At 68.6% G+C, this 23,224-nt stretch carries 18 protein-coding genes; 12 read left to right on the forward strand and 6 right to left on the reverse strand.

The window, feature by feature from the left end; translation table 11 throughout:
• Nucleotides 1–8 precede the first annotated feature (8 nt).
• Together purE and ACQCSU_RS17680 are read right to left on the reverse strand one after the other, a co-directional pair.
• The gene (gene purE, locus ACQCSU_RS17675; RefSeq protein ID WP_426976550.1) at nucleotides 9–611 is read right to left on the reverse strand and encodes a 5-(carboxyamino)imidazole ribonucleotide mutase; all 603 of its coding nucleotides are present in this window, start codon (nucleotides 609–611) and stop codon (nucleotides 9–11) included.
• Nucleotides 608–1,756 (reverse strand): 5-(carboxyamino)imidazole ribonucleotide synthase, encoded by a 1,149-nt coding sequence (locus ACQCSU_RS17680; protein ID WP_426979833.1) that lies wholly within the window; start codon nucleotides 1,754–1,756, stop codon nucleotides 608–610. The genes purE and ACQCSU_RS17680 overlap by 4 nt, the downstream gene beginning before the upstream one ends.
• 286 nt (nucleotides 1,757–2,042) lie before the next feature.
• Between ACQCSU_RS17680 and ACQCSU_RS17685 the strand changes: the two genes are divergently transcribed.
• The gene (locus ACQCSU_RS17685; RefSeq protein ID WP_426976551.1) at nucleotides 2,043–2,606 is read left to right on the forward strand and encodes a GtrA family protein; all 564 of its coding nucleotides are present in this window, start codon (nucleotides 2,043–2,045) and stop codon (nucleotides 2,604–2,606) included.
• A 36-nt stretch (nucleotides 2,607–2,642) separates the two neighbouring features.
• Here the strand turns inward: ACQCSU_RS17685 and ACQCSU_RS17690 are convergent, their stop codons facing one another.
• Nucleotides 2,643–3,347, reverse strand: a complete 705-nt coding sequence (locus ACQCSU_RS17690) for a TIGR03089 family protein (RefSeq protein WP_426976552.1) — start codon at nucleotides 3,345–3,347, stop codon at nucleotides 2,643–2,645.
• Nucleotides 3,348–3,716: 369 nt separating this feature from the next.
• Between ACQCSU_RS17690 and ACQCSU_RS17695 the strand changes: the two genes are divergently transcribed.
• The 3 genes from ACQCSU_RS17695 to ACQCSU_RS17705 are packed head-to-tail and all read left to right on the forward strand — an operon-like array spanning nucleotide 3,717 to nucleotide 9,527.
• Complete coding sequence (locus ACQCSU_RS17695; RefSeq protein WP_426976553.1) at nucleotides 3,717–4,262, forward strand: WhiB family transcriptional regulator; 546 nt, start codon at nucleotides 3,717–3,719, stop codon at nucleotides 4,260–4,262.
• A gap of 29 nt (nucleotides 4,263–4,291) precedes the next feature.
• On the forward strand, nucleotides 4,292–7,744 hold the full coding sequence (locus ACQCSU_RS17700; protein ID WP_426976554.1) for a glycosyltransferase: 3,453 nt from the start codon (nucleotides 4,292–4,294) through the stop codon (nucleotides 7,742–7,744).
• On the forward strand, nucleotides 7,737–9,527 hold the full coding sequence (locus tag ACQCSU_RS17705; protein ID WP_426976555.1) for a DUF5719 family protein: 1,791 nt from the start codon (nucleotides 7,737–7,739) through the stop codon (nucleotides 9,525–9,527). Before ACQCSU_RS17700 ends, ACQCSU_RS17705 begins: the two co-directional genes overlap by 8 nt.
• Before the next feature lie 57 nt (nucleotides 9,528–9,584).
• On the opposite strand, the gene ACQCSU_RS17710 is transcribed toward ACQCSU_RS17705, so the two are convergent.
• Complete coding sequence (locus ACQCSU_RS17710; RefSeq protein ID WP_426976556.1) at nucleotides 9,585–10,121, reverse strand: metallopeptidase family protein; 537 nt, start codon at nucleotides 10,119–10,121, stop codon at nucleotides 9,585–9,587.
• Nucleotides 10,122–10,278: 157 nt separating this feature from the next.
• Between ACQCSU_RS17710 and ACQCSU_RS17715 the strand changes: the two genes are divergently transcribed.
• The 6 genes from ACQCSU_RS17715 (at nucleotide 10,279) to ACQCSU_RS17740 (ending at nucleotide 16,827) form a co-directional block, all read left to right on the forward strand.
• Complete coding sequence (locus tag ACQCSU_RS17715; protein ID WP_426976557.1) at nucleotides 10,279–10,668, forward strand: DUF3499 domain-containing protein; 390 nt, start codon at nucleotides 10,279–10,281, stop codon at nucleotides 10,666–10,668.
• 82 nt (nucleotides 10,669–10,750) lie between these two features.
• Nucleotides 10,751–10,984, forward strand: coding sequence for a Trm112 family protein (locus ACQCSU_RS17720; RefSeq protein ID WP_426976558.1), 234 nt, complete (start codon nucleotides 10,751–10,753; stop codon nucleotides 10,982–10,984).
• A 170-nt stretch (nucleotides 10,985–11,154) separates the two neighbouring features.
• A complete protein-coding gene (gene ahcY, locus ACQCSU_RS17725) occupies nucleotides 11,155–12,633 on the forward strand; it encodes an adenosylhomocysteinase (protein ID WP_426976559.1) in 1,479 nt (492 codons plus the stop codon).
• A 146-nt stretch (nucleotides 12,634–12,779) separates the two neighbouring features.
• Nucleotides 12,780–14,003: a L,D-transpeptidase gene (locus ACQCSU_RS17730; RefSeq protein WP_426979834.1), complete on the forward strand. Its 1,224-nt coding sequence runs from the start codon at nucleotides 12,780–12,782 to the stop codon at nucleotides 14,001–14,003.
• 180 nt (nucleotides 14,004–14,183) lie between these two features.
• Nucleotides 14,184–15,383 carry an Ig-like domain-containing protein gene (locus tag ACQCSU_RS17735; RefSeq protein WP_426979836.1) on the forward strand — a complete coding sequence of 400 codons (1,200 nt, stop codon included), beginning with the start codon at nucleotides 14,184–14,186 and terminating at the stop codon, nucleotides 15,381–15,383.
• Nucleotides 15,384–15,543: 160 nt separating this feature from the next.
• Entirely contained in the window at nucleotides 15,544–16,827 is a 1,284-nt protein-coding gene (locus ACQCSU_RS17740) for a TIGR01906 family membrane protein (RefSeq protein WP_426976560.1), read from the forward strand.
• Between the two features lie 21 nt (nucleotides 16,828–16,848).
• Here the strand turns inward: ACQCSU_RS17740 and ACQCSU_RS17745 are convergent, their stop codons facing one another.
• Together ACQCSU_RS17745 and ACQCSU_RS17750 are read right to left on the reverse strand one after the other, a co-directional pair.
• The gene (locus ACQCSU_RS17745; RefSeq protein ID WP_426976561.1) at nucleotides 16,849–18,678 is read right to left on the reverse strand and encodes an AMP-dependent synthetase/ligase; all 1,830 of its coding nucleotides are present in this window, start codon (nucleotides 18,676–18,678) and stop codon (nucleotides 16,849–16,851) included.
• 59 nt (nucleotides 18,679–18,737) lie between these two features.
• On the reverse strand, nucleotides 18,738–20,450 hold the full coding sequence (locus tag ACQCSU_RS17750) for a dolichyl-phosphate-mannose--protein mannosyltransferase (protein WP_426976562.1): 1,713 nt from the start codon (nucleotides 20,448–20,450) through the stop codon (nucleotides 18,738–18,740).
• A 211-nt stretch (nucleotides 20,451–20,661) separates the two neighbouring features.
• Between ACQCSU_RS17750 and rsmI the strand changes: the two genes are divergently transcribed.
• Both rsmI and ACQCSU_RS17760 read left to right on the forward strand, forming a co-directional pair.
• A complete protein-coding gene (gene rsmI / locus ACQCSU_RS17755; protein WP_354242865.1) occupies nucleotides 20,662–21,483 on the forward strand; it encodes a 16S rRNA (cytidine(1402)-2'-O)-methyltransferase in 822 nt (273 codons plus the stop codon).
• Between the two features lie 225 nt (nucleotides 21,484–21,708).
• A complete protein-coding gene (locus ACQCSU_RS17760; RefSeq protein ID WP_426976563.1) occupies nucleotides 21,709–23,208 on the forward strand; it encodes an NAD-dependent succinate-semialdehyde dehydrogenase in 1,500 nt (499 codons plus the stop codon).
• Nucleotides 23,209–23,224 lie beyond the last annotated feature (16 nt).

Consider the following 23,224-nt stretch of genomic DNA (forward strand, 5'->3'; position numbering starts at 1 on the left):
GGTGATCCTTAACGGCTGCTCCGCGTGGCTGTGCGTCCGTTCCCGTCGGAGAACACTTCGCTCACTTTTTGCCGGAGGTTGGCGCCTTTGCGCGTGGCGACGTCGTTGAGTTCCTGGGCGAACTCGACGAGGTCGGCCCTGAGCTGGGTGGCGAGGTCATCGGTGCCCGAGGCGAGCATCCGGACGGCGAGCAGCCCGGCGTTCCGCGCGCCGCCGATGGACACCGTGGCGACGGGAACCCCGGCGGGCATCTGCACGATGGACAGCAAGGAATCCATGCCGTCGAGCGTCTTGAGCGGCACCGGTACACCGATCACGGGGAGCGGCGTGACGGAGGCGAGCATCCCGGGCAGATGGGCGGCGCCTCCCGCACCGGCGATGATGACGCGCAGTCCGCGCGCGTGCGCGGTCTGCCCGTAGCGGATCATTTCGGCGGGCATGCGGTGGGCGGAGACGACGTCGGCCTCAAACGGGATGCCGAACTCGGCGAGCGCCTCGGCGGCAGCCTCCATCACGGGCCAGTCCGAGTCCGAGCCCATGACGAGGCCCACGATCGGGCCGCCGCTGAGTGGTTCGCTGCTCGCGGCGGGCATTTCGGTGCTGGCGCTCATGCGGTCTCCTCGGAAAGTCCTGATGGGGTGCCGGGCTGCGCCCGGCCGTTCCTGATGATGTTGGCCACCGTGGTGGCCCGCTCCCGGAGGGAGTCCACCTCCGCCGCGGACGTGCCGACAAGGTTGACGTGGCCGATCTTGCGTCCCGGCCGCACGGCCTTGCCGTAGCAGTGGACCTTCGCGGCGGGTTCGCTGGCGAGGGCTGCGGGGTAGGCGGAAAACAGGTCCTGGTTGTCGCCGCCCAGGAAATTCTTCATCACGACGACGGGGCCGAGGACGTCGGTGGCGCCGAGCGGCAGGTTAAGGATGGCGCGGAGGTGTTGTTCAAACTGGCTCGTGACCGAGCCGTCCTGCGTCCAGTGGCCGGTGTTGTGCGGGCGCATCGCGAGTTCATTGATCAGGAACCCTGCGCCGACGCCGGGCGTTTCGAACAGTTCAACGGCCATGACACCCGTGACGCCGAGCTCGTTGGCAATCCGGAGGGCTGCGTTCTCTGCCGCTGCGGCCACCTCGAGCGGGATGTCCAGGGCGGGGGCGATGACCTCGTCGCACACACCGTCGACCTGGATCGTGTGCACCACCGGCCAGGCCCTGGATTCGCCGTCCGGGGTCCGGGCGACGAGCGCCGAGAGTTCGCGGCTGAACTCCACCTTGGCCTCGGCCAGCAGGGGCGACATCGCCTCGAACCAGGCCGAGGTCCCGGCGGCGTCAGCGGCGGAATCAACAATCCGCACGCCCTTGCCGTCGTAACCGCCGCGGGGGGTCTTCAGGACCACGGGCCAGCCGGTGGCCTCGCCGAAGGCAGTGAGCTCCGCCACATCGGCGACGGCGGCCCAGCGCGGGTTGGGGAGTTCCAGCCTGTCGATGGCGGCGCGCATCACGAGCTTGTCCTGGGCGTGGACCAGGGCGTCCGGGCCGGGGTGGACGTTGACGCCGGCCCGGATCAGGGAGCGCAGATGCTCGGTGGGGACATGCTCATGATCGAAGGTCAGGACGTCCAGGCCGCGGGAAAACTCGAGCAGGTGGTCCAGATCGGTGTAGTCACCGACCGGGGCGTTGGCCACGGCAGAGACGGCAGAGACGCCCTCCCCTTCGGCAAGGACGCGGAGCTCGAAGCCCAGGGCGGTGGCCGCCGGGGCCATCATGCGGGCCAGTTGGCCGCCGCCAACAACACCGATTACAGGAAAAGTCACATCACCCAGCCTACCGAAGACCTCACCTTATCCCCGACTTAACCCCGAATTTGCGCCGTCGGACGCGGCAGGGACGGCGAATCCCGCCACATCGAGTCCGCGCTCCGACCAGGTTGGGAGGGCGCCCGTGCAGCTCCCAAGGCCCCCAGTTACCCCCTGCGGGGCGAGCTCCCGGCAATCGGCGCTAAAATAGTCCCTTGGCCCAATGGCCGACAGTTCCAGCAGGCCACGGAGGGTCATGATTACTACACTTAATGAGCGCATGCGCGGGCTTGCCTCGCTCTTCTGGCGCGAAGTGGCCAAATTCGGTGCCGTTGGAGGTGTTGCGTTCGTCATCGACAACGGACTCACGTACTACCTGATGCACGGTCCGATGACCGACAGCGAGGCCAAAGCCCGGTTTGTCGGCGCCAGCGTCGCCACCGTCTTCTCGTGGATCGCAAACCGCTTCTGGACCTTCCGGCGCCGCCGCCAGGACAACGTGGTGCGCGAGTTCCTGATGTTCATCCTCATCAACGGCATCGGCATCGGCATCTCCACCGGGTTCACCGCCCTCGCCAAGTACAGCTTCGGAATTACCGACAAGAACATGCTGTTCCTCGCGGGCGTCGTCGGCATCCTCGTGGCCACCGTGATGCGGTTCTTCGCCTACCGCTTCCTAGTCTTCAACAAGGAACTCGACGAAGAGCCGGAATTCTCCCACGACCACGAAATCATCGAGCGGCACCCGCACGCGGCTCCCGGCGTCCGGGTTCCTGAAGAGCAGGTCAAGGATCCCGAGCTGCCGGGCCCGCACTCCTAGGGTCCAGGGGCTACGGCCCGGCTTTAAGGACGGCGCCTAGCGGCCGTCGACGCGTTCCTCGCTGAGCAGCTTCTCCGTCACATCGACGTCGGGGTGCACCAGCACCACCGAACCGTCGGTCTTCCAGACGCCCAGCGACCGGGCCAGGGCTGCCTCGAGGCCGTCTCCGGCCGGCACCAGAAGCCGCAGTCCGGCGTCCTGCACCGAGGCGAAACCGTCCAACAGCCCGGCGTGCGTGTGCGCCGTCCCGGCGGTGCTCAGTACGGCCGGCCGGGATGCTTCCGGATCCACGTGCGGCATGAAGACGTCGCCGTGGGACCGGACTTCGGCGGCGTAGTCGACGACGCCGCTGGGCAGCTCGCCCGGCCAGCGCATGGCCAGGGCCGGCAGCGCCACTGCCAGGACGGCGTCGAACGCCCCTTCCGCGGCGGCAGGCCCCGGATCGGCGGTGGCCACAAGGTCCGCTTCTCCGGCATCGAGCACCAGTTCCATCCCCAGTTGCCAGGCCGCGAGGGCGAGGATCAGCGACTTCCAATGCGCGGGCAGGTCCAGGCGCAGCCGCGTACCGGGCTCGGCGTCGAGCTCGTCCTGCAGGAGGTTGCTGGTTTTCGCCACCCAGTTGTCCAGGACCCGGCCCGAGAGTTCAACGCGTTCGCCCTCCGGCCCGTACCAGGTGAGCCGCGGCGAGGTGGACTGGCCGGAACGCAGGGCTGTCATCAGATCGAATGCCGGGATGCTCATGCCTTCATCTTGCCACGGCCGTCTTGCCGGGGTGCGCGGACCCGTGATCTTCGTCATAGGCGCGCCGGAGGCTTTGCTCCGGACGCCATCCAGCCCGCCCGGAAGATCCCCGGGATTTCGGTAAAAACGTCCGGAAGTACTCAGCACCCTGACAACTACGGTGCCGCCGTGCGGGGGGCGGGCGAAAAATCCCGGGCGTGGCGTGCCTCCGCAACAGGTCTCAAGTTGATTATTATCTCCGCCGCGGCTTGACTCCCGGATACTTACACACGTGTAATTAGGTATCGAAGGCCAATGCGTAGAAACCGGCACACAACCGAGTGTCCGAGTGTCAGGCAAAAGGCTGCAAAATCAGAGAGGGAAACGCCAATGGGGCTAGCAGAGCGTATCCATGAAGATGCCGTCGTCGCCGGCCAGGCCACGGCGAAATACCGTTCACGCGGAGTGCCGAGTGACTGGTACGTAGATCCGGCCGATCCGGTCGCAGCCGACCGTTACAACGAACACACTCGAGACTCACTCCAGGACCAGGCCACGGCCTTCCTGGCGGCGCACGATGAACTTCTGGCCGGCAGCCCGGACCAGGACAACGATCTTCACGACCCGCCGATGGAACTGCACGCACTCCGCGCAGGCACCACCGCGCAGCCGGTCTGGATCGGGTTGCCGTCCCGGCAGGACTTCGACGATGAAGGCGAGCTCGGATGGCAGACGGATGCGCTGTGCGCACAGACGGACCCGGAGGCATTCTTCCCTGAGAAGGGCGGCTCCACGCGCGACGCAAAGAAAGTCTGCGGGGCCTGCAACGTGCGTTCGCAGTGCCTCGAGTACGCCCTGTCCAACGACGAGCGCTTCGGCATCTGGGGTGGCCTCTCCGAGCGGGAGCGCCGCCGGCTTAGGAAGCGAGCAGTCTAATTCTTCAGGAAGTACGAGTCACCGCCGTCGTGGTCTCCCACGACGGCGGTGACTTTCTCCCCAGGACCCTGGCAGCGCTGGCGGGCCAGACCCGGCCGGCGGACGCTGTGATAGGCGTCGACACCGGTTCCCGCGACCACTCTGCAGCTCTCCTGGAGCAGGCGTTCGGCAAGGCCAACGTCGCTCACTTCGCCCAGGCCAGAGGCGGCATGGGCGCCGCCGTGACTGCCGGACTCGCCGCCCTCGCGCCATGGCCTGCGAAGGGCGGGACGGCGGGGGGAAGCGGCTCAACCGGCCGGCCCGGTTCGGAATGGATCTGGCTGCTGCACGACGACGCCGCACCGGCACCCGAAGCCCTCGCCGAACTGCTCCATGCCGTGGAACGGGCCCCGTCCGTCACCGTGGCAGGCTGCAAGCAGCTGGACTGGCACGCCGAGCGGCGGCTGATCGACGTCGGCCTCTCCACCAGCCGCTGGGCCGAACGGTTGACCCTCATCGACGCCGACGAACTGGACCAGGGACAGTACGACGGCCGCAGCGACACCTTTGCCGTCAACTCCGCCGGCATGCTCGTCCGCCGCGACGTCTGGGAGGAACTCCGGGGCTTCGACCCCGCACTTCCGGGCAGCGGCGACGACGTCGACTTCTGCTGGCGCAACCGGCTTGCCGGACACCGGGTGGTGGTGGTGCCTGCCGCCAGGATGTTCCACGTTTCGCACCGGCCCCAGGCGATGGGCAATGCGAAGGCAGCCCGGAAGGCCCAGGTCCACCTGCGGCTCAAGCATTCGGCTGGCTGGAAACTTCCGCTGCATGCGGCGGGCGCACTCCTGGGGAGCCTTTTCAAACTTGTCCTGAGCATCGCTGTCAAGGACCCCGGCCACGGTTTCTCCCAGCTGCTCGCTACCTTTGGCGGCCTGGGACGCCCCGCTGCCGTGATCCGCGGCCGGCGCAATGCCGCGCGGACCCGCCGCATCCGCCGCTCCGTCATCAAGGGGCTGCAGACACCGCGGCGTGAGGTCTGGGCCCACCGGCGCTCCCTGATGGAAGCCCTGGGCGCGGACGACGCCGGCGAGGCCCTCACCGGCCACGAACTGGCCGAGCAACCCAGCGGCGACGCCGCGGACGACTTCGCCGCCCTCGCCACCTCCGAGCGCGGATGGGTGGGCAACGGCGCGCTGCTCGCCGTGCTCGTCACCACGGTGGCGTCCCTGATCGGCCTGCTCAGCCTCTTCCAGGCCGAGGCGGTCTCCGGAGGCGCACTGATTCCCGTCTCGCTCCGGCTGGGCGAGGTCTGGGACCACGCCTCCGGCTGGTGGATCACCCTCGGTGCGGGCCTTCCGGGGCACGGCGACCCCTTCGGCTACGTGCTGTGGCTGCTGGGCGTGCTGGGCGCGGGGGATGCCAACGCCGCCCTGGTCTGGCTGGTGGTCCTCGCCATGCCGCTGTCCGCGCTCGGGGCCTGGTTCGCGGCCGGTGCGCTGACGCAGCGCCGCCGGCTCCGCCTGGCCGCCGCGTTCGTCTGGGCCGGTGCCCCTGCCCTTCAGGTGGCACTCAACCAGGGACGCGTCGGTGCGCTGCTCGCCCACGTCATGATGCCCCTGCTCGTGCTCGCCCTGCTGCGGGCCACCGGCACCGCCGTCGGCCACGGCCGTCATGCTGTTCCGGCCCCGGGGGAGAGGCGCACTAGCGTGCAGCCTCCCGCCAGGCTGCAGCCTCCCGCCAAGCTGCAGCCTCCCGGCAGGCCGGGTAGTAACGGAACCCCGTCGTGGACCGCGGCGGCTGCAGCCGGGCTCGCGCTGGCCGTGGTCACCGCGGCTGCCCCGGCACTGCTGGTGCCCGCCGTCGTCGTCGTGGTCCTTTGCGGTGTGCTCCTGGGCCGGCGTGGCCGCACCGTGTGGTGGGCCCTGCTTCCCAGCGCGGCACTGTTTGTGCCGTTCGCTGTCTCCGTCATGGACCGGCCCCGGGCCGTGCTTGCCGATCCCGGCATGCCGCTGGGCTTCGACGCGGCGCCGCTCTGGCAGCAGGCGCTGGGGCAGCCGCTGCGGTTCGCAGCCGACGGCGGCCTGACCGGCCTCCCGTTCTTCGGCGGTTTCGGCGCAGCGGCGATTGTTCCCTGGGCGTTGCTGCTTGCACTGCTGATCGGCCTGCCCGCGCTGCTGCTCGCCGCGGCCGCGCTCTTCCTGCCGGGGCGGCCGGGCGTTGCCCGCTGGCTGTGGGCGGCGGCTGTCCTGATGCTGGCCGGGGGCTGGCTGGCGGGACACGTCGCCACCGGTGCCAGCGCGAGCGTCCTGGTCACGCCGTTCACGGGACCCACGGTGTCCGCTGCCGCGTTCGCCATCCTCGGTGCCGCGTTGCTCGGTGCCGAAGATTTGCTGGATTCTGCCGACCGGGCCGCCGCAGCGACGGCCGGGCGCAGGTTCCTGATCCGCGCCACCGCCGCCACGGCCACCGTCCTCCTGCTGGCCGGACCACTGGCAGGGCTCACGGCCTGGACCGCGCAAAACCTTCTCCAGCCCCCCACGCCGGCCGCGGAGTCCGCGGAGTCCGCCGACGCACCGTCAGCTGTGGATTCCACAGCGGCCGCCGGCCTGGTTGCCGGAACGGGAAGCCTCGGCACGCCACGGCTGGTCCGGCCGGCCATGCCCCGCACCCTCCCGGCCACCGCGGTCGACCGCGGCCAAGGCCCCGAACAGGCCCGGACCCTGATCATCACCGTCACCGGAAACGACGGCTACGGCGCCACCCTCATGCGTGGTGCCGGCACCACCCTGGACGCGCTGTCCACGGCCGCCGCCGCCCGCCCCATCCTGGGGCAGCCGGGCAGTGAGACGGTCCGGGACGACGACGCCGTCGCCGGTTCCCTCCGCGGTGTCGTCGCCATGATCGTCGCCGGACAGGGGGTGGATCCCCGCGAAGACCTGGAGCGGCTCGGAGTCGGCTTCGTGGTCCTGCGGGCCTCCGACACCGCGGCCCAGCTCACGGCCAGCAGGATGGACGCCGTCCCGGGACTCGTCGCCGTCGGCAAGACGGATGTCGGCTGGCTCTGGCGGATCAGCCCCCTGAACCAGCCGGTCATCGAGGCCGCCGACGTCGCGCACCGCGTGCGCATCGTCGACGGCGACGGTGCGGCCATCGGGCTGCTCCCCTCGGAGGCGGTGTCCGCCAGGGCCCCAGTGCCTGCCGGCCCGGAAGGCCGCCTCGTCGTGCTCGCCGAACGCGCCGATCCGGGCTGGAGCGCCTGGCTCGACGGACGCCGCCTGACCGCCACCACCTCGGGCTGGGCCCAGGCCTTCACCCTGCCCGCCGAGGGCGGCCAGCTGAGCATCCGCTATGAGGCTCCCTGGGCCCTTTGGGCAGGAATCGCGCAGGCCGTCGTGATCGGGCTGACCGTCCTGCTCGCGATTCCCATGCCGGCGCGCCGGCCGAAAACCGGGCTCTCACGGGACGAAGGCTCCCTGCGTAAGGAACATCAGCATGCATAAGGAAGCCAGCGACGGCGCGAAAGACAGCCCCGACGCCCCTGAACAGCAGGTAGCTGAACAGCAGGTAGCTGAACAGCAGGTAGCTGAACAGCAGGTAGCTGAACAGCAGGTAGCTGAACAGCAGGCAGCTGAACAGAAGACGTCGGGCAGGCCGGCCAGCCGAAGGGCAGCCGGCCCGGTGCCGACACGCCTGAAAATACCGCGGCGCGGGACAGTGGGGCGTGTCCTTTCCGCCCTCGCTCTCGTCGCCGCCGGCGGCGGGCTCGTGTCGGCGGCGTCGCTGGTGCCGCAGGAACGTGGCAGCAGGCAACTCGAGGCGCCCGTGGCGGCCGTCCCGGCCGGCGGCAACATCGGCGTCTGCCCGGGACCTGCCCGGCTGCTCGAAGGCACACCGGTGGGCACCGATCCGCAGTTCAGCCCGGAGTCTGCCAGCGCGAAAAGCGTCGTGAATGCTGTCGTGCTCAGCTCAACCGCGGGCACCCTGCCCGGCAGCCGGCTCGCCTCGCTGAAGGGCAAGACCCTCGTCGAGCTCGCCAAGGCCGCAGACCCGTCCGCGTCGGCAACCGCCGCCAAGCCCGCCGCCGGTGCGCCCGCGCCGCTGGCCGGGGTGGTGCGTGAGCGCGCCGTGGACGCGGTCAGCGTCCTGAGCGCCGATGCGCAGGCAAACCGCCAGCCCTCCGCCGGCGCCATCATGAGCTTCACGGCCGACGACGGGGACCTCCGCGGTTCAGCTGCCGCGGCCTGCCAGCAGCCTGCCAACGATCTCTGGCTGGTCGGCGCGAACACCGCGCTCGGCCGGACCGCCGTACTCAACCTCAGCAACGCCTCAACCACCCCGGCCACCGTCAGCCTGGACCTATACGGGGCAAAGGGCCTGATCCATGCGCCCGGAAGCCGAGGGCTCCTCGTGGCGCCCGGCAGCACCCGCTCCGTCATCCTGGCCGGGCTGGCCCCCGGTCAGGAACGGCTGGGCGTCCGGGTGCGCAGCGCCGGCGGCCCGGTTGCCGCCGTGATCCAGCAGAGCGTGCTGCGCGGGCTCACCCCTGGCGGAGTCGACTTCATCGTGCCGGGAACGGCCCCCGCGGCCCGCCAGGTGATCTCCGGCGTCGAGGTACAGGATCCCGCCGCCCTGGCGGCCCTCACTGCGAAGTCCGGTTCCGCTGAAGCCGGACCATCCCTTCAGATCGCGGTGCCCGGGTCCTCCGACGCTGTGGTGGCCGTCAAGCTGTACGGACGGGACGGGCAGAAAGCACTGCCTGGCGGGGGCGTCGTGGAGGCGAAGGCCGGAGCTGTCACCGAAGTCTCGCTGGCGGGTCTGCCGCAGGATTACTACACCGTCGAAGCCAGCTCGGACGTCTCCTTCACCGCTGCCGCCCGCGTCACGAAGGGACTGGCCTCGGAGGATGCCTCCGACGTCGCATGGTCGCCCGCCTCGGCCAGGCTCGGAAGCCAGCATGTTGTTCCGGTGCCCGCCGCCGGGGACCGCTTCCTGGTATTCGGGGCGCCGGGCGGACAGGCCACGATCTCTTACACCCCAATCACCGCTGACGGAAAAATTCGGACGGCCGCGGCCGCGGAGATCGCCGGTGGAACCACGGCGTCCTTCAAGGTGCCGGCCGAGGTGGAGGGTTCGCCGATCGTCGGCTACCAGCTGTCCGCCGCTGGTGAACCGGCCTACGGCGCGGTGCTGCTGCAGCAGGACAGCTCCCAGGACATCTCAACCATCGCGGTGGCGCCGGGAGCCGCAGGCCAGGAACAGGTCCCGGTTTCGCTGGGGTACTAGTCTGTTTTATTCGCTGAGGGACCGGCTGTTGTAGTCCGGGAGCCGGGCACGGCCGGGTCAGTAACGGCGGCGGTAGACCGGATCCAGGGATTCGGGGGGCACCCCGAGCATCTCGGCGGTGTGCTCCACGACGACGTCGTGGACGAGGTCCTGGAGTTCCTCCCGGCTGCCGCAGGCTTGTTCCACCACCCGGCGGAACAGGGTAATGACGGGACCTTCCTCGGCCGTGGCAGAGGTGTAGGCGCCCATCGGGGCGGGAGTGCCGTCCGATACGAGCTGCTCCAGGCCCGGCGGGATCTCGTCGACGGCAAAGCGGACACCATCCAGGGTCTTGCCCCAGATGTCATGGAGCCGCTGGGCTGAATCGAGCACGAAGTCATCAAAACGCTCGGAGCGGGTCCGGTACCCCGGCAGGGTGGGCAGCGTCAGCTCGCCCCGGAGCCCCCGGCCGTGCCTGTTCCTGCGGCGCTGCCTGAAGTTCTTCGGGGCAGCGGTGCGGCCGGAACCGGCCGGCGCGGAAACGGCGTCCGTGGCTGCGTTGTCGGGGTCAGCCAAGCGGACCGTAAAACCCGGATCTTGGTGCGATGACTGCATATCTTGACTCTAAACCCGGCAGATGATTTACGCGACACGGACCCCGCGACCCGCCGCCGCGGCCCTTGCGGTGGACCCGGGGATCCGGCAGGACCCGGCCGGACCGGGGTGTTTCAATGCGACGTTCCGGCGCCGAGGGGGAGTAGTCTGTGATCTCGTGGGTGCAATTCGTCTTTGTTCAAGGTCAGCCTGCCGCAATTCAGCGGTGGCCACTTTGACGTACGTCTATGCCGACTCCACCGCCGTTCTCGGACCCCTGGCAACCTACGCCGAACCGCATTGCTACGACCTCTGCGAACAGCACGCGGGATCCCTGACCGTCCCCCGGGGCTGGGAAGTCCTGCGGTTGGCCATGCCCGCTACGCCGGCAGGACCCGGCCCGGATGATCTGCTGGCACTGGCCAACGCCGTTCGTGAGGCGGCGTCGCGGCCCCCGGCATCCGAGACGAACCAGGGGCAGCGGAGCGCGCACCCCGCCCTGGAAGCGCCGGCCGCAGCCGAAGGCACCCGCCGGGGGCACTTGCGCATTCTGCGCGAACCCTCGTGAGCTGCAACTGGCGGTAGGCTGGGAACTGCAAAATCCGTAAGCCACCGGCGCCTGCTGCGGCGTCCACCAGGGAGCGTTCACCATGCCGAATCTCAGTCCCGAGCTGTTGTCTGTCCTGCGATGCCCCGTGACCGGATCCGCGCTGGTCCAGGAAGGCGAGGAACTCGTCGCCACCACGGCTGATGCAACCGGCGCGAAGCCTCGTTACCGCATCGAGGACGGTATCCCGCTGCTGCTGCCGCCGGAGCTGCTCTCGACAGCCACCTCTGCCCCCTCCGACCAGCACGACGCCGGTCCCCGCCACACCGCCGAATAGGCCCCGCCGCTGGGGCCCGCCGAATAGGCCTCGCCGCTGGGCCCCGCCGACCAGGCACGGCACAGCTCCCTCGGGCCGCCCTTCGGCACCGAACCGCTTTCTAGTCACCGACAAGCAAGGTCACCAAACGCAGGTGCCCGACCCCCAGCCGGCTACAACAAAGGATTCACATGACTTTCGATTACAGGATTGCGGACATTTCCCTGGCCGAGGCGGGCCGCCACCAGATCCGCCTCGCCGAGCACGAAATGCCGGGACTCATGTCCCTGCGCGAGGAATTCGGCGCCGGCCAGCCCCTTAAGGGTGCCCGCATCGCCGGATCCCTGCACATGACGGTCCAGACCGCCGTGCTGATCGAGACCCTCACCGCCCTCGGTGCCGAGGTCCGCTGGGCTTCCTGCAACATCTTCTCCACCCAGGACGAGGCCGCCGCCGCCGTCGTGGTCGGCAACGGCACCGCCGAGGCCCCGCAGGGCGTCCCTGTGTTCGCCTGGAAGGGCGAGACGCTCGAGGAATACTGGTGGACCGCCCAGCAGATCCTGACCTGGCCGGGCGCGGACGCCAACCCCGACCTCGGCCCGAACATGATCCTGGACGACGGCGGCGACGCCACCATGCTCGTCCACAAGGGCGTCGAATTCGAAGCCCTCGGCGCCGTGCCGTCCGCCGCCGCGGACGAGTCGGAGGAAGGCCGCGTGTTCCTCGAGGTGCTGCGCGCCTCGCTGCAGGAGGACCCGCAGAAGTGGACCCGGATCGGTTCCCGCCTGCTGGGCGTCACCGAGGAAACCACCACCGGCGTTCACCGCCTCTACCAGCTCGCCGAGCAGGGCAAGCTGCTGTTCCCGGCGATCAACGTCAACGACTCCGTCACCAAGAGCAAGTTCGACAACAAGTACGGCATCCGCCACTCGCTGCCGGACGGCATCAACCGCGCCACCGACGTCCTCATGGGCGGCAAGGTCGCCGTCGTGTGCGGGTACGGCGACGTCGGCAAGGGCGCCGCGGAGGCCTTCCGCGGCCAGGGTTCGCGCGTGATCGTCACCGAAATCGACCCCATCTGCGCGCTGCAGGCGGCCATGGACGGCTACCAGGTCGCCAAGCTGGAATCCGTCCTCAGCGAGGGCCACATCTTCATCACCACCACGGGCAACAAAGACGTCATCATGGCCGAGCACATGGCGGGCATGCGGGACAAGGCCATTGTCGGCAACATCGGCCACTTCGACAACGAGATCGACATGGCCGGCCTCGCCAGGATCCCCGGCATCAAGAAGGTTGAGATCAAGCCGCAGGTGCACGAATGGGTCCTCGACGCCGGCGCCCCGGAAGAGCGCTCCATCATTGTCCTCTCCGAGGGCCGGCTGCTCAACCTCGGCAACGCCACCGGCCACCCGTCCTTCGTGATGAGCAACTCCTTCGCGAACCAGACCATCGCGCAGATCGAACTGTTCACGAAGCGGGACCAGCCCGAGGGCGAGCGTGAGTACGAAAAGCAGGTCTACGTGCTGCCGAAGATCCTCGACGAGAAGGTGGCCCGGCTGCACCTGGATGCCCTCGGCGTGGAGCTGACCGAGCTGTCCAAGGACCAGGCCGAATATCTGGACCTCGAAGTGGCCGGCCCGTACAAGCCGGAGCACTACCGCTACTAAAAGCCGGTGCCGGCTGGAAAGGGCTCCCGACCCCGCGGTCTGGAGCCCTTTCTTTGCGACCGGATCGTGGCGGAACGCGCGGTCGGGTTCCGCCACGAATTCGCCTATGCTGGCAGGAGAGCGTCTGGAAGGACCTGAGTATTGTGATCGCCCCGAGAAGCTGGAGCACCGGCCGCAAGCTGGCCGTGCTCGGAGCGGTGTGCGCCCTGGCCGCGGGCGGCGGAGCGTTTGCGGCGACAGGTCCGCTGGCCCGCGCATCCTTCGCGTCCGAGGCCACGTCGCCGGAGCGTTCGACGCCGGGACTGGCCTTCCCGGTTGTGGCGCCGGCAGAACTTGACGTCTCGCCGGCGGACGACGCCAAGCCGGTCAACCCGGCCGCGCCGGTGACCTTGAAAGTCAGCAACGGCCGGATTGAGCGGGCGGCACTCACAAGCGGTTCCGGCGACGCGGTGGAGGGAACCCTCAGCGCCGGCCGCTCCAGCTGGACCGCGTCGGAGCCGCTGAAGTTCAACACCCGCTACTCCTTCACCTTCTCCGTGGTGGACGCGGCCGGACGCAAGACCAACAACACGCGCAGCTTCTCCACGGTTTCCGCCGCCAATGAAGCCGATGCCGCAATTTACCCGCTGGACGGCATGAAGGTCGGAGTCGCACAGCCGCTGCAGATCACCTTCAGCGAACCCGTGCTGAACCGGGACGCCGTCGAGAAGGCCATCAAAATTACCTCCAGCGCGGGCCAGGCCGGGGACTTCCACTGGTTCAGCAACACCATGGTTCGGTACCGGCCGGAGAGTTTCTGGACAGCGAACAGCACCATCACGATGGACATGCAGCTGTTCGGAGTGGACCTGGGCAAGGGGCAGATCGGTAACTTTAATAAGTTGGTCACGGTCCACATCGGAGACAAGAAGCTCGCGGTCGCCGACGCCGCTGCGCACACCTTCTCGATCAGCATCAATGACCAGCCGGCCGGATCCTGGCCCGTCACGATGGGCGATCAGCGCTTCCCCTCCGCCCGGGGATACCTGGTTCTGATGGAGAAGCACCGGTACGACCACTTCGTCGCCGCGAGCATCGGCCTGAAGCCGGGGGATCCGGCGAACTACGGGGAACTGGACGTTGAGTATGCCACCCGGCTCACTCCCAGCGGCGAGTACATCCACCAGGCCCTGGATTCCGCGCTGCCCTACATCGGCAACACGAACGTGTCGCACGGCTGCATCGGCATGACGGCGGACCGGGCCGCCTGGGTCTTCAACAACATGACCAGCGGTGATGTGGTCCAGGTGGTCAACACGGAAGGCGACTTCGCGAATTTCGACGACGGCTTCGGGGACTGGAACATCCCCTGGTCGCAGTACGCGAACTGAGGCGGGTTCCGCGGGCAGTTCCGCGGACACCAGGAGTGGAATGACGTTGGGGGACGAAACATAAACATGGCCAAAATGACAAGAGTCAGGCGCCTCGGGCGCCGACGCGGAGAATCCGCAGGCCGCCTGCGGCCCGGGAGACGGAGCCGCGGAAAGTTCACCGGCCGGATCACCGGCAAGATGCTTGCCGTCGTCGGGATCTGCGCTGCCGTCGGCGCCGGCGCGCTCGGCGTCGCCACCGCACCGCAGTGGGCCCACGCTGACATGCCGTCAGAATCATCGGCGCCGATGCGGAACGTGCCGGGCCTCGCGGTTCCAGTGGTGAAGCCCGTCGAGCTCGGTGTGACGCCGACCGACGGCGCCAAGAGCGTCAACCCGGCCGCGGCACCCTCCGTTAAGGCGGTCAACGGCCTCGTGAAGGACGTGGTGCTGGAACCCGCCACCGGCGGTGGCCGGGTCCCGGGCAGCACCAGTGCCGACGGCTCCACCTGGACTGCGGAAGATCCGCTGGAATTCGACACCAAATACAAGTACAGCTTCACGATCGTGGACCAGGCAGGCCGGGAGACCAAGAAAACCCAGACCTTCAGCACGGTGGCGAAAGCGAACGAGGCCGATGCCGCAGTCTACCCCCTCAACGGCACCACCGTCGGTGCCGGACAGCCCATCGAGATTGTCTTCAGCGAACCGGTCCTGAACAAGGAGGCGATGGAGAAGGCGGTCACCGTTACCGCCTCCTCCGGCCAGGCCGCCGCCTGGCGCTGGTACTCGGACCGGCGCGTCCGGATCCGGCCCGAGGCGTTCTGGGCCGCCAACAGCCAGATCACGGTGGACCTGAAGCTCTTCGGGGTGGATTTCGGCAACAAAATGATCGGCAACTCGGACATGCTGGTGTCGTTCAAGGTGGGACCGCAGCGCCTGGCCGTCGTGGATGACACCACCAAGACGATGAAGGTCTACTTCGACGGGCAGCTGGTCAGGACCGCGCCGGTGACGCTCGGCGGCTCGGACTGGCTGTCGCCTTCGGGCTTCGCCGTCATCATGGAGCAGGAACGCAACTCGAAATTCAACGCCGGCAGCATCGGCCTGAAGCCGGGCGACAAAGGCTACTACCCGCCGCTGACGGTGGAATATGCCAACCGGCTGACCAGTTCGGGTGTCTACGTCCACCAGGCCCTCGCCTCGGCGTGGGGCGCTGTCGGAAGATTCAACGTCTCGCACGGCTGCGTCGGCCTCCTCCCGGCAGACGCCGAGTGGTTCTTCAACAACATGACGAGCGGAGACGTGGTCCAGACCCTCAATACCGGCGCGCCTCCGGTCGAACCGCTGGAAGGCTTCGGCGACTGGAACATCCCTTGGGCCCAGTACGCCAGGCGGTGATGGCGGGCACGGCCGCTACGCCTAAATAACCGCCGGAAATACCGTCACACGGGGTGGCACCTCGCCCGGCCAGAGGGTCTGGCGGTAGGCTCGGAGACAGATATGTTGCGTTGCCGGGCGCAGTCCTGGCGGCACGGAATCCTACGGAAGCGAAGCTGCAGTGACTGACACAGGTCCCACCCCTCCGAATCGACAGGATCCGCAGCTGGATCCGGCCGACGACGGCGATGAACCCGCTTTCGATTGGATGAAGCCGTCACCAGCAGGCACACGGGAATCGGGCAGCGACGAGCGGTCCGCGGGGACCGGAGCCAGCGCGACGCCTGGCAGCCGCGCCGACCGCAAGGCCGCGGAAGCGGCCGCCGGATCGCCGGGCGCCGGGCCAGTCGCGGAAGCGGCCGCCGGATCGTCGGCCGCCGGGCCCGGATCGCCCGCCAGCGAGCCGCTGCACACCTCCGCGCTGCAGATCCGTCCGCCTGAGGAGGACGTCGAGCGCCGCAATGCCGAACGCGAGCACGCGGCGAATACCAAGCCCGTCCTCCCGCGCGTGATGCAGGTCCTGTTGGCCATCTGCTACCCCATCATCCTGCTGGTGCTGGCCGTCCGGGCCGTGACCAGCCCCTTGTTCCTGTGGGTCGAGTACAACCGGCCCGGATTCCCGGGCGACGGTTACGGCTTCAGCACGGACGACCGCATGACCTACGGCTCCTACGCTGTGGACTACCTCAGCAACTGGGCCGGCCCGCGCTATCTCGGTGAGCTCGTCAACCGCGGCGGCGACCAGCTCTTCAAGGACGGCGAAGTCAGCCACATGGCGGACGTCAAGCTCGTCATCCTAGCCGCCTTCGGAGCCGGCATCCTGCTGCTCCTGCTCAGCCTCATCGCCGTGATCTACCTGCGGCGTCGCAGCACCGGAGGAGTCCGCCGCGGACTGTTCGCCGGCTCCATCATCACCCTCGTGATCATCATCGGCTTGGCAGTGCTGGCCGTGCTCGGCTGGGAGCAGTTCTTCACCGAGTTCCACCGCATCTTCTTCGCCAACGGCACGTGGACCTTCTCCTTGCAGGACACCCTGATCCGGTTGTTCCCGGGCCAGTTCTGGGTGGACGCCGGGATTGTGATCGGCGCCCTTGTGCTGCTCGCCTCCCTAGTCACACTGATCCTCACCTGGCCGACGCGGAAGCGCCGCGGCCTGCTGGAGAACGCTGCGGCCGCGGACAGCGTGCCCGCCGACGGCGCGGCCACGGAGGACGCGGCCGGAGAGTCTGCCGGAACGCGGTCCCGCGTCAAGCGCGTCAAGGCCCGGAGGGCCCGAGCCGGGGATAGTTCCGCGGAGGAGCCTGAAGACTCGGCGGCAACGGACGCCGACGCCGATACGGTGGCGGACACGGATCCGGCCCCGGCGGAAGGCCAGGCGTCCCGGGGTCACTCCAGCGCCGTCTAGGGGGCATTAAGCCGCCCGGATTCAGCCGTAAATCCGGTTGATCTGCGCCTGGAAATCCCGCACGACGGCTGCCCGCTTGAGTTTGAGGGACGGGGTCAAGTGCCCGGATTCCACGGTGAAGTGGGCGTCCAGGATGACGAAGCTGCGGATGGATTCAGCCTGGGACACGAGCGAGTTCGCCTCGTCTATGGCGCCCTGGATTGCCGCCCGGACCTGTTCGTTGCCCGTGGCTTCGGCCAGCCCCAGGGCTGGGACCTTGTGCGTGGCGCACCAGTTTTCCAGGCCTTCGGGATCCAGATTGACGAGGGCCGAAACGAACGGCCTGCCGTCGCCCAGGACGACGACCTGGCCCACGAGCTGATGCTCGCGGATCTTTTCCTCGAGCGGCCCGGGGGCCACGTTCTTCCCGCCGGCGGTGACCAGCACGTCCTTCTTCCGCCCGGTGATCGTCAGGAAGCCGTCCTTGTCAAGGGATCCGAGGTCCCCGGTGCGGAAGAATCCGTCCAGGAACGCTTCGGCGTTGGCGGCGGCGTCGGCGTGGTAGCCCTTGAAGACGCCGATCCCTTTGACCAGGATCTCGCCGTCGTCGGCGATCCGGATGGTGGTTCCGGGGACCGGGATGCCGACCGTCCCCACCTTGGTCCGGCTCGGGGTATTCGCGGTGCAGGGCGCCGTCGTTTCGGTGAGGCCGTAGCCTTCGAGGACCGGGACGCCCGCGCCCCGGAAGAAGTGTGCGTCGTGGGAGCTCAGCGGGCTGGCACCGGAGACGGCGTAGCCCAGCCGGCCGCCGAACGCCTGCCGCAGCTTCGGGTACAGCAGCCGGTCGAAGAGGGCATGCCTGGCGCGGGACGCCAGGCCGGGGCCGGGCCCCTTGCCCTGCGCCGCTGCGTCGAGGGCCTTCGAATAGTCGATCGCGGCGGCGGCCGCCGCCCCGAACAGCCGTTCCTGGCCGGCCAGCGCCGCTTTGTGCGCGGCTCCGGCATAGACCTTTTCCAAGATCCGGGGCACCACCAGCAGGAAGGTGGGCCGGAAACTGGACAGGTCCTCCAGCAGTTCCTTGGCGTTGGAAGTGTGGCCCAGGGTGGTTCCGGCGCTCAGGCAGATGACCTGGACGGCTCGGGCGAGGACGTGGGCCAGGGGGAGGAACATCAGGGTGCGGGAGCGGGGCTGCAGCAGGATTTCGGGAAGGAACAGCACAATGTTCCTGGCCACGAGGGCGAAGTTGCCGTGGGTGATCTCGCAGCCCTTGGGCCGGCCCGTGGTCCCGGAGGTGTAGACCAGCGAGGCCACGTCCGCCAGTCCCGCCGTGGCCCGGTGCCGTTCGAGCTCCCCGTCGCCCACACCGGTGCCGGCGGCGGCGAGGCTGGCCAGGTTGGGGGCGCCGCCGTCGTACTCCATCCGGACCACCGGGACCAGACGGTCCCCGAGCAGCTCGGAGGAGTCCAGAACGTTCTGGACGAGGGTGACCCTGGCCTGGTTTTCGGCGAAGACGCGCCGGGCGCCCGAGTCGTGGAGGATCCACTCGACCTGGCTGGGGGAGGACGTCTCATAGATGGGGACCGTCACACCACCGGCAAACCAGATGGCAAAGTCCACCACCGTCCACTCGTAGCGGGTGCCGGACAGGACGGCTACGGTTTCCCCCGGCGTAATGCCGCCGGCGATCAGGCCTTTCGCCAGGGCCGTCACCTGGTCCAGGAACTGCTGCGCGGAGATGTCGGCCCAGCCGGCCGGTCCCTTGCGGGAGTAGAGCGCGTGGACGGGATCCTTGGCATGTTGTGCCAGCAGCAGGTCCGTCACGTTGCTGTCCGGGTCCAGTTCGACGAGCAGTCCCGTACTTGCTTCTCTCACAGCCTGGTCTCCGTTCCGGGTCCGCGCGGGTGGCGGCGGACTTACCCTGTCATCCTGCCCTAGATCCAGGACGGCATCCACATCCGGAACCGCCAGTCCTGGTAGGGGATGGTCTCGGCAGCCCAGACGGGGTAGAAGAATGCGGACACGACGACGGCGGTGACCACGAAGAGCGTGACTAGGTACAACCCGGAGCGGCGCCGCCAGGGCGGATCCGTCCGTTTGCCCAGGACGAGGCCCAGGCAATAGACGAGGGCCAGCACCAGGTAAGGCTCGAAGGACACGGCATAGAAGTAGAACATGGTGCGTTCGGGATACATGAACCAGGGCAGGTAGCCCGCCGCGACTCCCGCGAGGACGGCCCCGGCCCGCCAGTCGCGCCGGCCGGCCCACCAGAAGAGCAGGATGCCCAGGCAGATGGCGGCGCTCCACCAGATCAGCGGATTGCCGACCGAGAGGATAGCCATGGTGCAGCTGCCCGTGCCGCAGCCGGGGCTGCCCGGTTTGGGGGATTCGTAGAAGAACGAGGTGGGCCGGCCCAGCACCAGCCAGCTCCAGGCGCTCGCTTCATAGGGATGGTCCGAGCTGAGCCCCTGATGGAACTTGTACGCCTCGAGGTGGTAGTGGGCCAGGGACCTGACGGCGTTGGGCAGCCAGCCCCAGTCCGCCGACGGGTTGGTCTCCGCCCAGTGCCGGAAATAAGCGTCCTGGGACCGGAACCAGCCGGTCCAGCTCGCGGCGTAGGTGAGAGCCGCGACCGGGACAATGCTCAGGAAGGCCGGGATACCGTCCTTGAGGATGCCGCCGCTGATCCAGCCGTGGATCCCGGCGATCCGCCGCGCGCTGAGGTCCCAGAAGACAGTCATCAGTCCGAATCCGGCAAGGAAAAACAGGCCGGACCATTTTGTCCCGACCGCCAGTCCCAGGCACACTCCGGCCGCAAGGCGCCACCAGCGGATGCCCAGCCACGGGCCGGAGGCGAGCTGGAGCGGGGAGGGCCGGCCGTCGGCGGAGGCCGCGGCCTGCCTGCCGAGCCGTTCCGCGAGCCGGCGCCGGCCGTCGTCGCGGTCCATCAGCAGCGCGCCGAACGCGGCAAGGACCCAGAACATCAGGAAAATGTCCAACAATGAGGTGCGGGACATCACCAGATGGTGTCCGTCCACCGCCAGCAGCAGCCCGGCCACAGCCCCGAGCGTCAGCGAACGGAACAGCTTCTGCGCAATCAGTGCCAGCAGCAAGATCGACAGCGTGCCGGTCAGGGCCGCTCCGAAGCGCCACCCGAAGGGGTTGTCGGGGCCAAAAAGCCACATGCCGGCAGCGATCATCCATTTGCCGACCGGCGGGTGGACCACGTATTCGGGCGAGTCCAGCAGGACTCCGGGGTTGCCGGCGATGAAGGAATCGTTGGCCTTCTCCGGCCAGGCGCGCTCGTAGCCGCTGATCAGGAACGAATAGCCGTCCTTGACGTAATAGGTTTCGTCGAAGACGAGGTTGCGGGGCGTGTCCAGCCGGACAAAGCGCAGGACTCCGCCGAGGGCGGCGGTGAGGACTGGGATGAGCCAGAACCACAGGCGCAGCGACGGCGGATAGTCCCGCCAGCTGCGGACGCAGCCGATCAGGCGCTCCTTGAGAGCCTCGGGGGTGTTGGCCTCCGAGGGGCGGCTGACCCAGCGATGCCCCTCCAGGTTGCGTCCGGAAGGTGCAGCTGAGGCCGCCGATCCGGCTGAACCGGCCTCGGCGGGCCGCGTGGGGGTCTGCGTCACGTTGCCCATGCTACCTTTCGCGGCTGTGCCCGTCGGGCCGCCCTGCCGCCCGCAGTAGGCTGGTCATGTGGACCCTCAACTCAGCACCTCCCCGAATCATCCCGACAGCGCCGGAATTCCGGCCGACCGCGCCGGGACTGACACCGGGCAGGACAACGCCCCTGACACCGGGCAGGACACCGCCCCGGCAGCCGCAGCGTCGCCCGGCGGACCGGGCCGGATCGTGCTGGCGGCGACCCCGATCGGCAACGTCGGCGATGCCTCGTCCCGGCTGATCGAGCTGCTCACGACGGCGGACATCGTCGCCGCCGAGGACACCCGGCGGCTGCACCGGCTGGTCCAGAACCTCGGCGTCACCGTGGGCGGCCGGGTGGTCAGCTACCACGAGCACAATGAGGCAGCCAAGACTGGCGAGCTGCTGGACCAGGTCCGGTCCGGGAAGACCCTGGTGATGGTGACCGACGCCGGGATGCCGTCGGTCTCGGACCCCGGCTTCCGCCTGGTCGAAGGAGCCGTGGCGGCCGGCCTTACGGTCACGGCCGTCCCCGGGCCCTCCGCTGTGCTCACGGCTCTGGCGCTCTCCGGGCTGCCCACCGACCGTTTCTGCTTCGAGGGGTTCCTGCCGCGCAAGGCCGGTGAACGGTCCTCCCGGCTGGCGGATCTCGATGCCGAGCGGCGCACCATGGTGTTCTTCGAAGCCCCCCACCGCCTGGAGCCGATGCTCCGCGCCCTGCGCGAACGCTTCGGCGCCGACCGCCGGGCCGCCGTCTGCCGGGAACTGACAAAGACGTACGAGGAAGTCATCCGCGGCAGCCTGCGCGAACTGCTGGAATGGGCCGAGAGCAACGAGGTGCGTGGCGAAATCGCCGTCGTGGTGGGCGGCGCCCCGGAACGGGAGCCCGGGAAACCGGAAGACCACGTGGCCGCGGTGAACGCGCTGATGGCGCAGGGGATCCGGCTCAAGGAAGCAGTCGCAGCGGTGGCCGAAGAGGCCAGGGTGAGCAAGCGGGAGCTCTACTCGGCGGTGCTCGCTGCGCGTTAGCCCGGCTGCCACCCCGCCGCATGGATCCGGCCTGTCGCCCGGTCGGCTGTGTAGCTGTGTAGTTGAGTAGCTGTGCAGCTGCACAGCGCATCCCACTGGACGTAGTGCGGACATGCGTAGACACTCCGGAGAATCCGGCAGTACCGTGGCAGTAAATCCAGCGCGGTTTCCACAGCGCTGAACCCGTTCCTAGTTCACCCCGAATTGCTGACGAGGGAGTCAACCGTGACTGTAACTGCCCAGCCCATTGTTACCGCCGAGCGCGAAAGCGCCCTGCTGGCCGCTGTTCCGACCGGCCTGCTGATTGACGGCCGGTGGCGCCCGGCCGCGTCCGGAAAGACCTTCGATGTGGAGGACCCCGCCACCGGCAAGGTGCTGCTGAGCATCGCCGACGCGGGGCCCGAGGACGGTGCCGCCGCCCTCGACGCCGCGGCCGCGGCACAGGATTCCTGGGCCAAGGTGCCGCCGCGTGAGCGAGGCGAGATCCTGCGCCGGGCCTTCGAGCTGGTGACCGAGCGCGCCGAGGACTTCGCGCTGCTGATGACCCTGGAAATGGGCAAGCCGCTTGCCGAGGCCCGCGGCGAAGTCACCTACGGGGCTGAGTTCCTGCGCTGGTTCTCCGAGGAGGCCGTCCGGGCCTTCGGCCGCTACTCCGTGTCCCCGGATGGCAAGTCCCGGCTGCTGGTGACGAAGAAGCCGGTGGGCCCGTGCCTGCTGATCACCCCCTGGAACTTCCCGCTGGCGATGGCCACCCGCAAGATTGCCCCGGCCGTGGCCGCGGGCTGCACCATGGTGCTCAAGTCCGCCAACCTCACCCCGCTGACCTCGCAGCTGTTCGCAGCCGTGATGATGGAGGCGGGCCTGCCGGCCGGCGTCCTGAACGTCATCCCCACCTCTACCGCGGGCGCGACCACTGGCCCGCTGATCAAGGATGCCCGGCTCCGCAAGCTCTCCTTCACCGGCTCCACCGAAGTCGGCCGCCGCCTGCTCTCCGACGCTTCCGAAAACGTGCTGCGGACCTCGATGGAACTCGGCGGCAACGCCCCGTTCGTGGTCTTTGAGGACGCCGACGTCGACGCCGCCGTCGCCGGAGCCATGATCGCGAAGCTGCGGAACATGGGCGAGGCCTGCACTGCCGCCAACCGCTTCATCGTGCACGAGTCCGTCGCCGATGAATTCGCCGCCAAGTTCGCGGCGAAGATGGCAACGATGACCACTGCACGCGGAACGGAAGCTGACTCCAAGGTCGGCCCGCTCATCGATGCGAAGAGCCGGGACAAGGTCCACGAGCTGGTCAGCGATGCCCTCGCCGCCGGCGCCACAGCCGTACTCGGCGGCGCCCCGGTGGAAGGTCCCGGCTACTTCTACCAGCCGACCATCCTGAAGGGCGTCACCGAGGGGACCCGGATCCTGTCCGAAGAGATCTTTGGCCCGGTGGCCCCGATCATCACCTTCAACACCGAGGACGAGGCCGTCCGGCTCGCGAACAACACCGAATACGGTCTCGTGGCCTACGTCTTCACCCGCGATCTGAACCGCGGCATCCGGATGGGCGAACACCTCGAAACCGGCATGCTGGGCCTGAACGCCGGCGTCATTTCCAATGCAGCCGCACCGTTCGGAGGCGTCAAGCAGTCCGGGCTCGGACGTGAAGGCGGTCTCGAAGGCATCGAGGAATACCTCTACACGCAGTACATCGGCATCGCCGATCCCTATGCCGGCTAGGTCCCACGCAGGTTAG

Origin of the sequence: Pseudarthrobacter sp. O4, from assembly GCF_050157025.1 — a bacterium.
Lineage (GTDB): Bacteria > Actinomycetota > Actinomycetes > Actinomycetales > Micrococcaceae > Arthrobacter.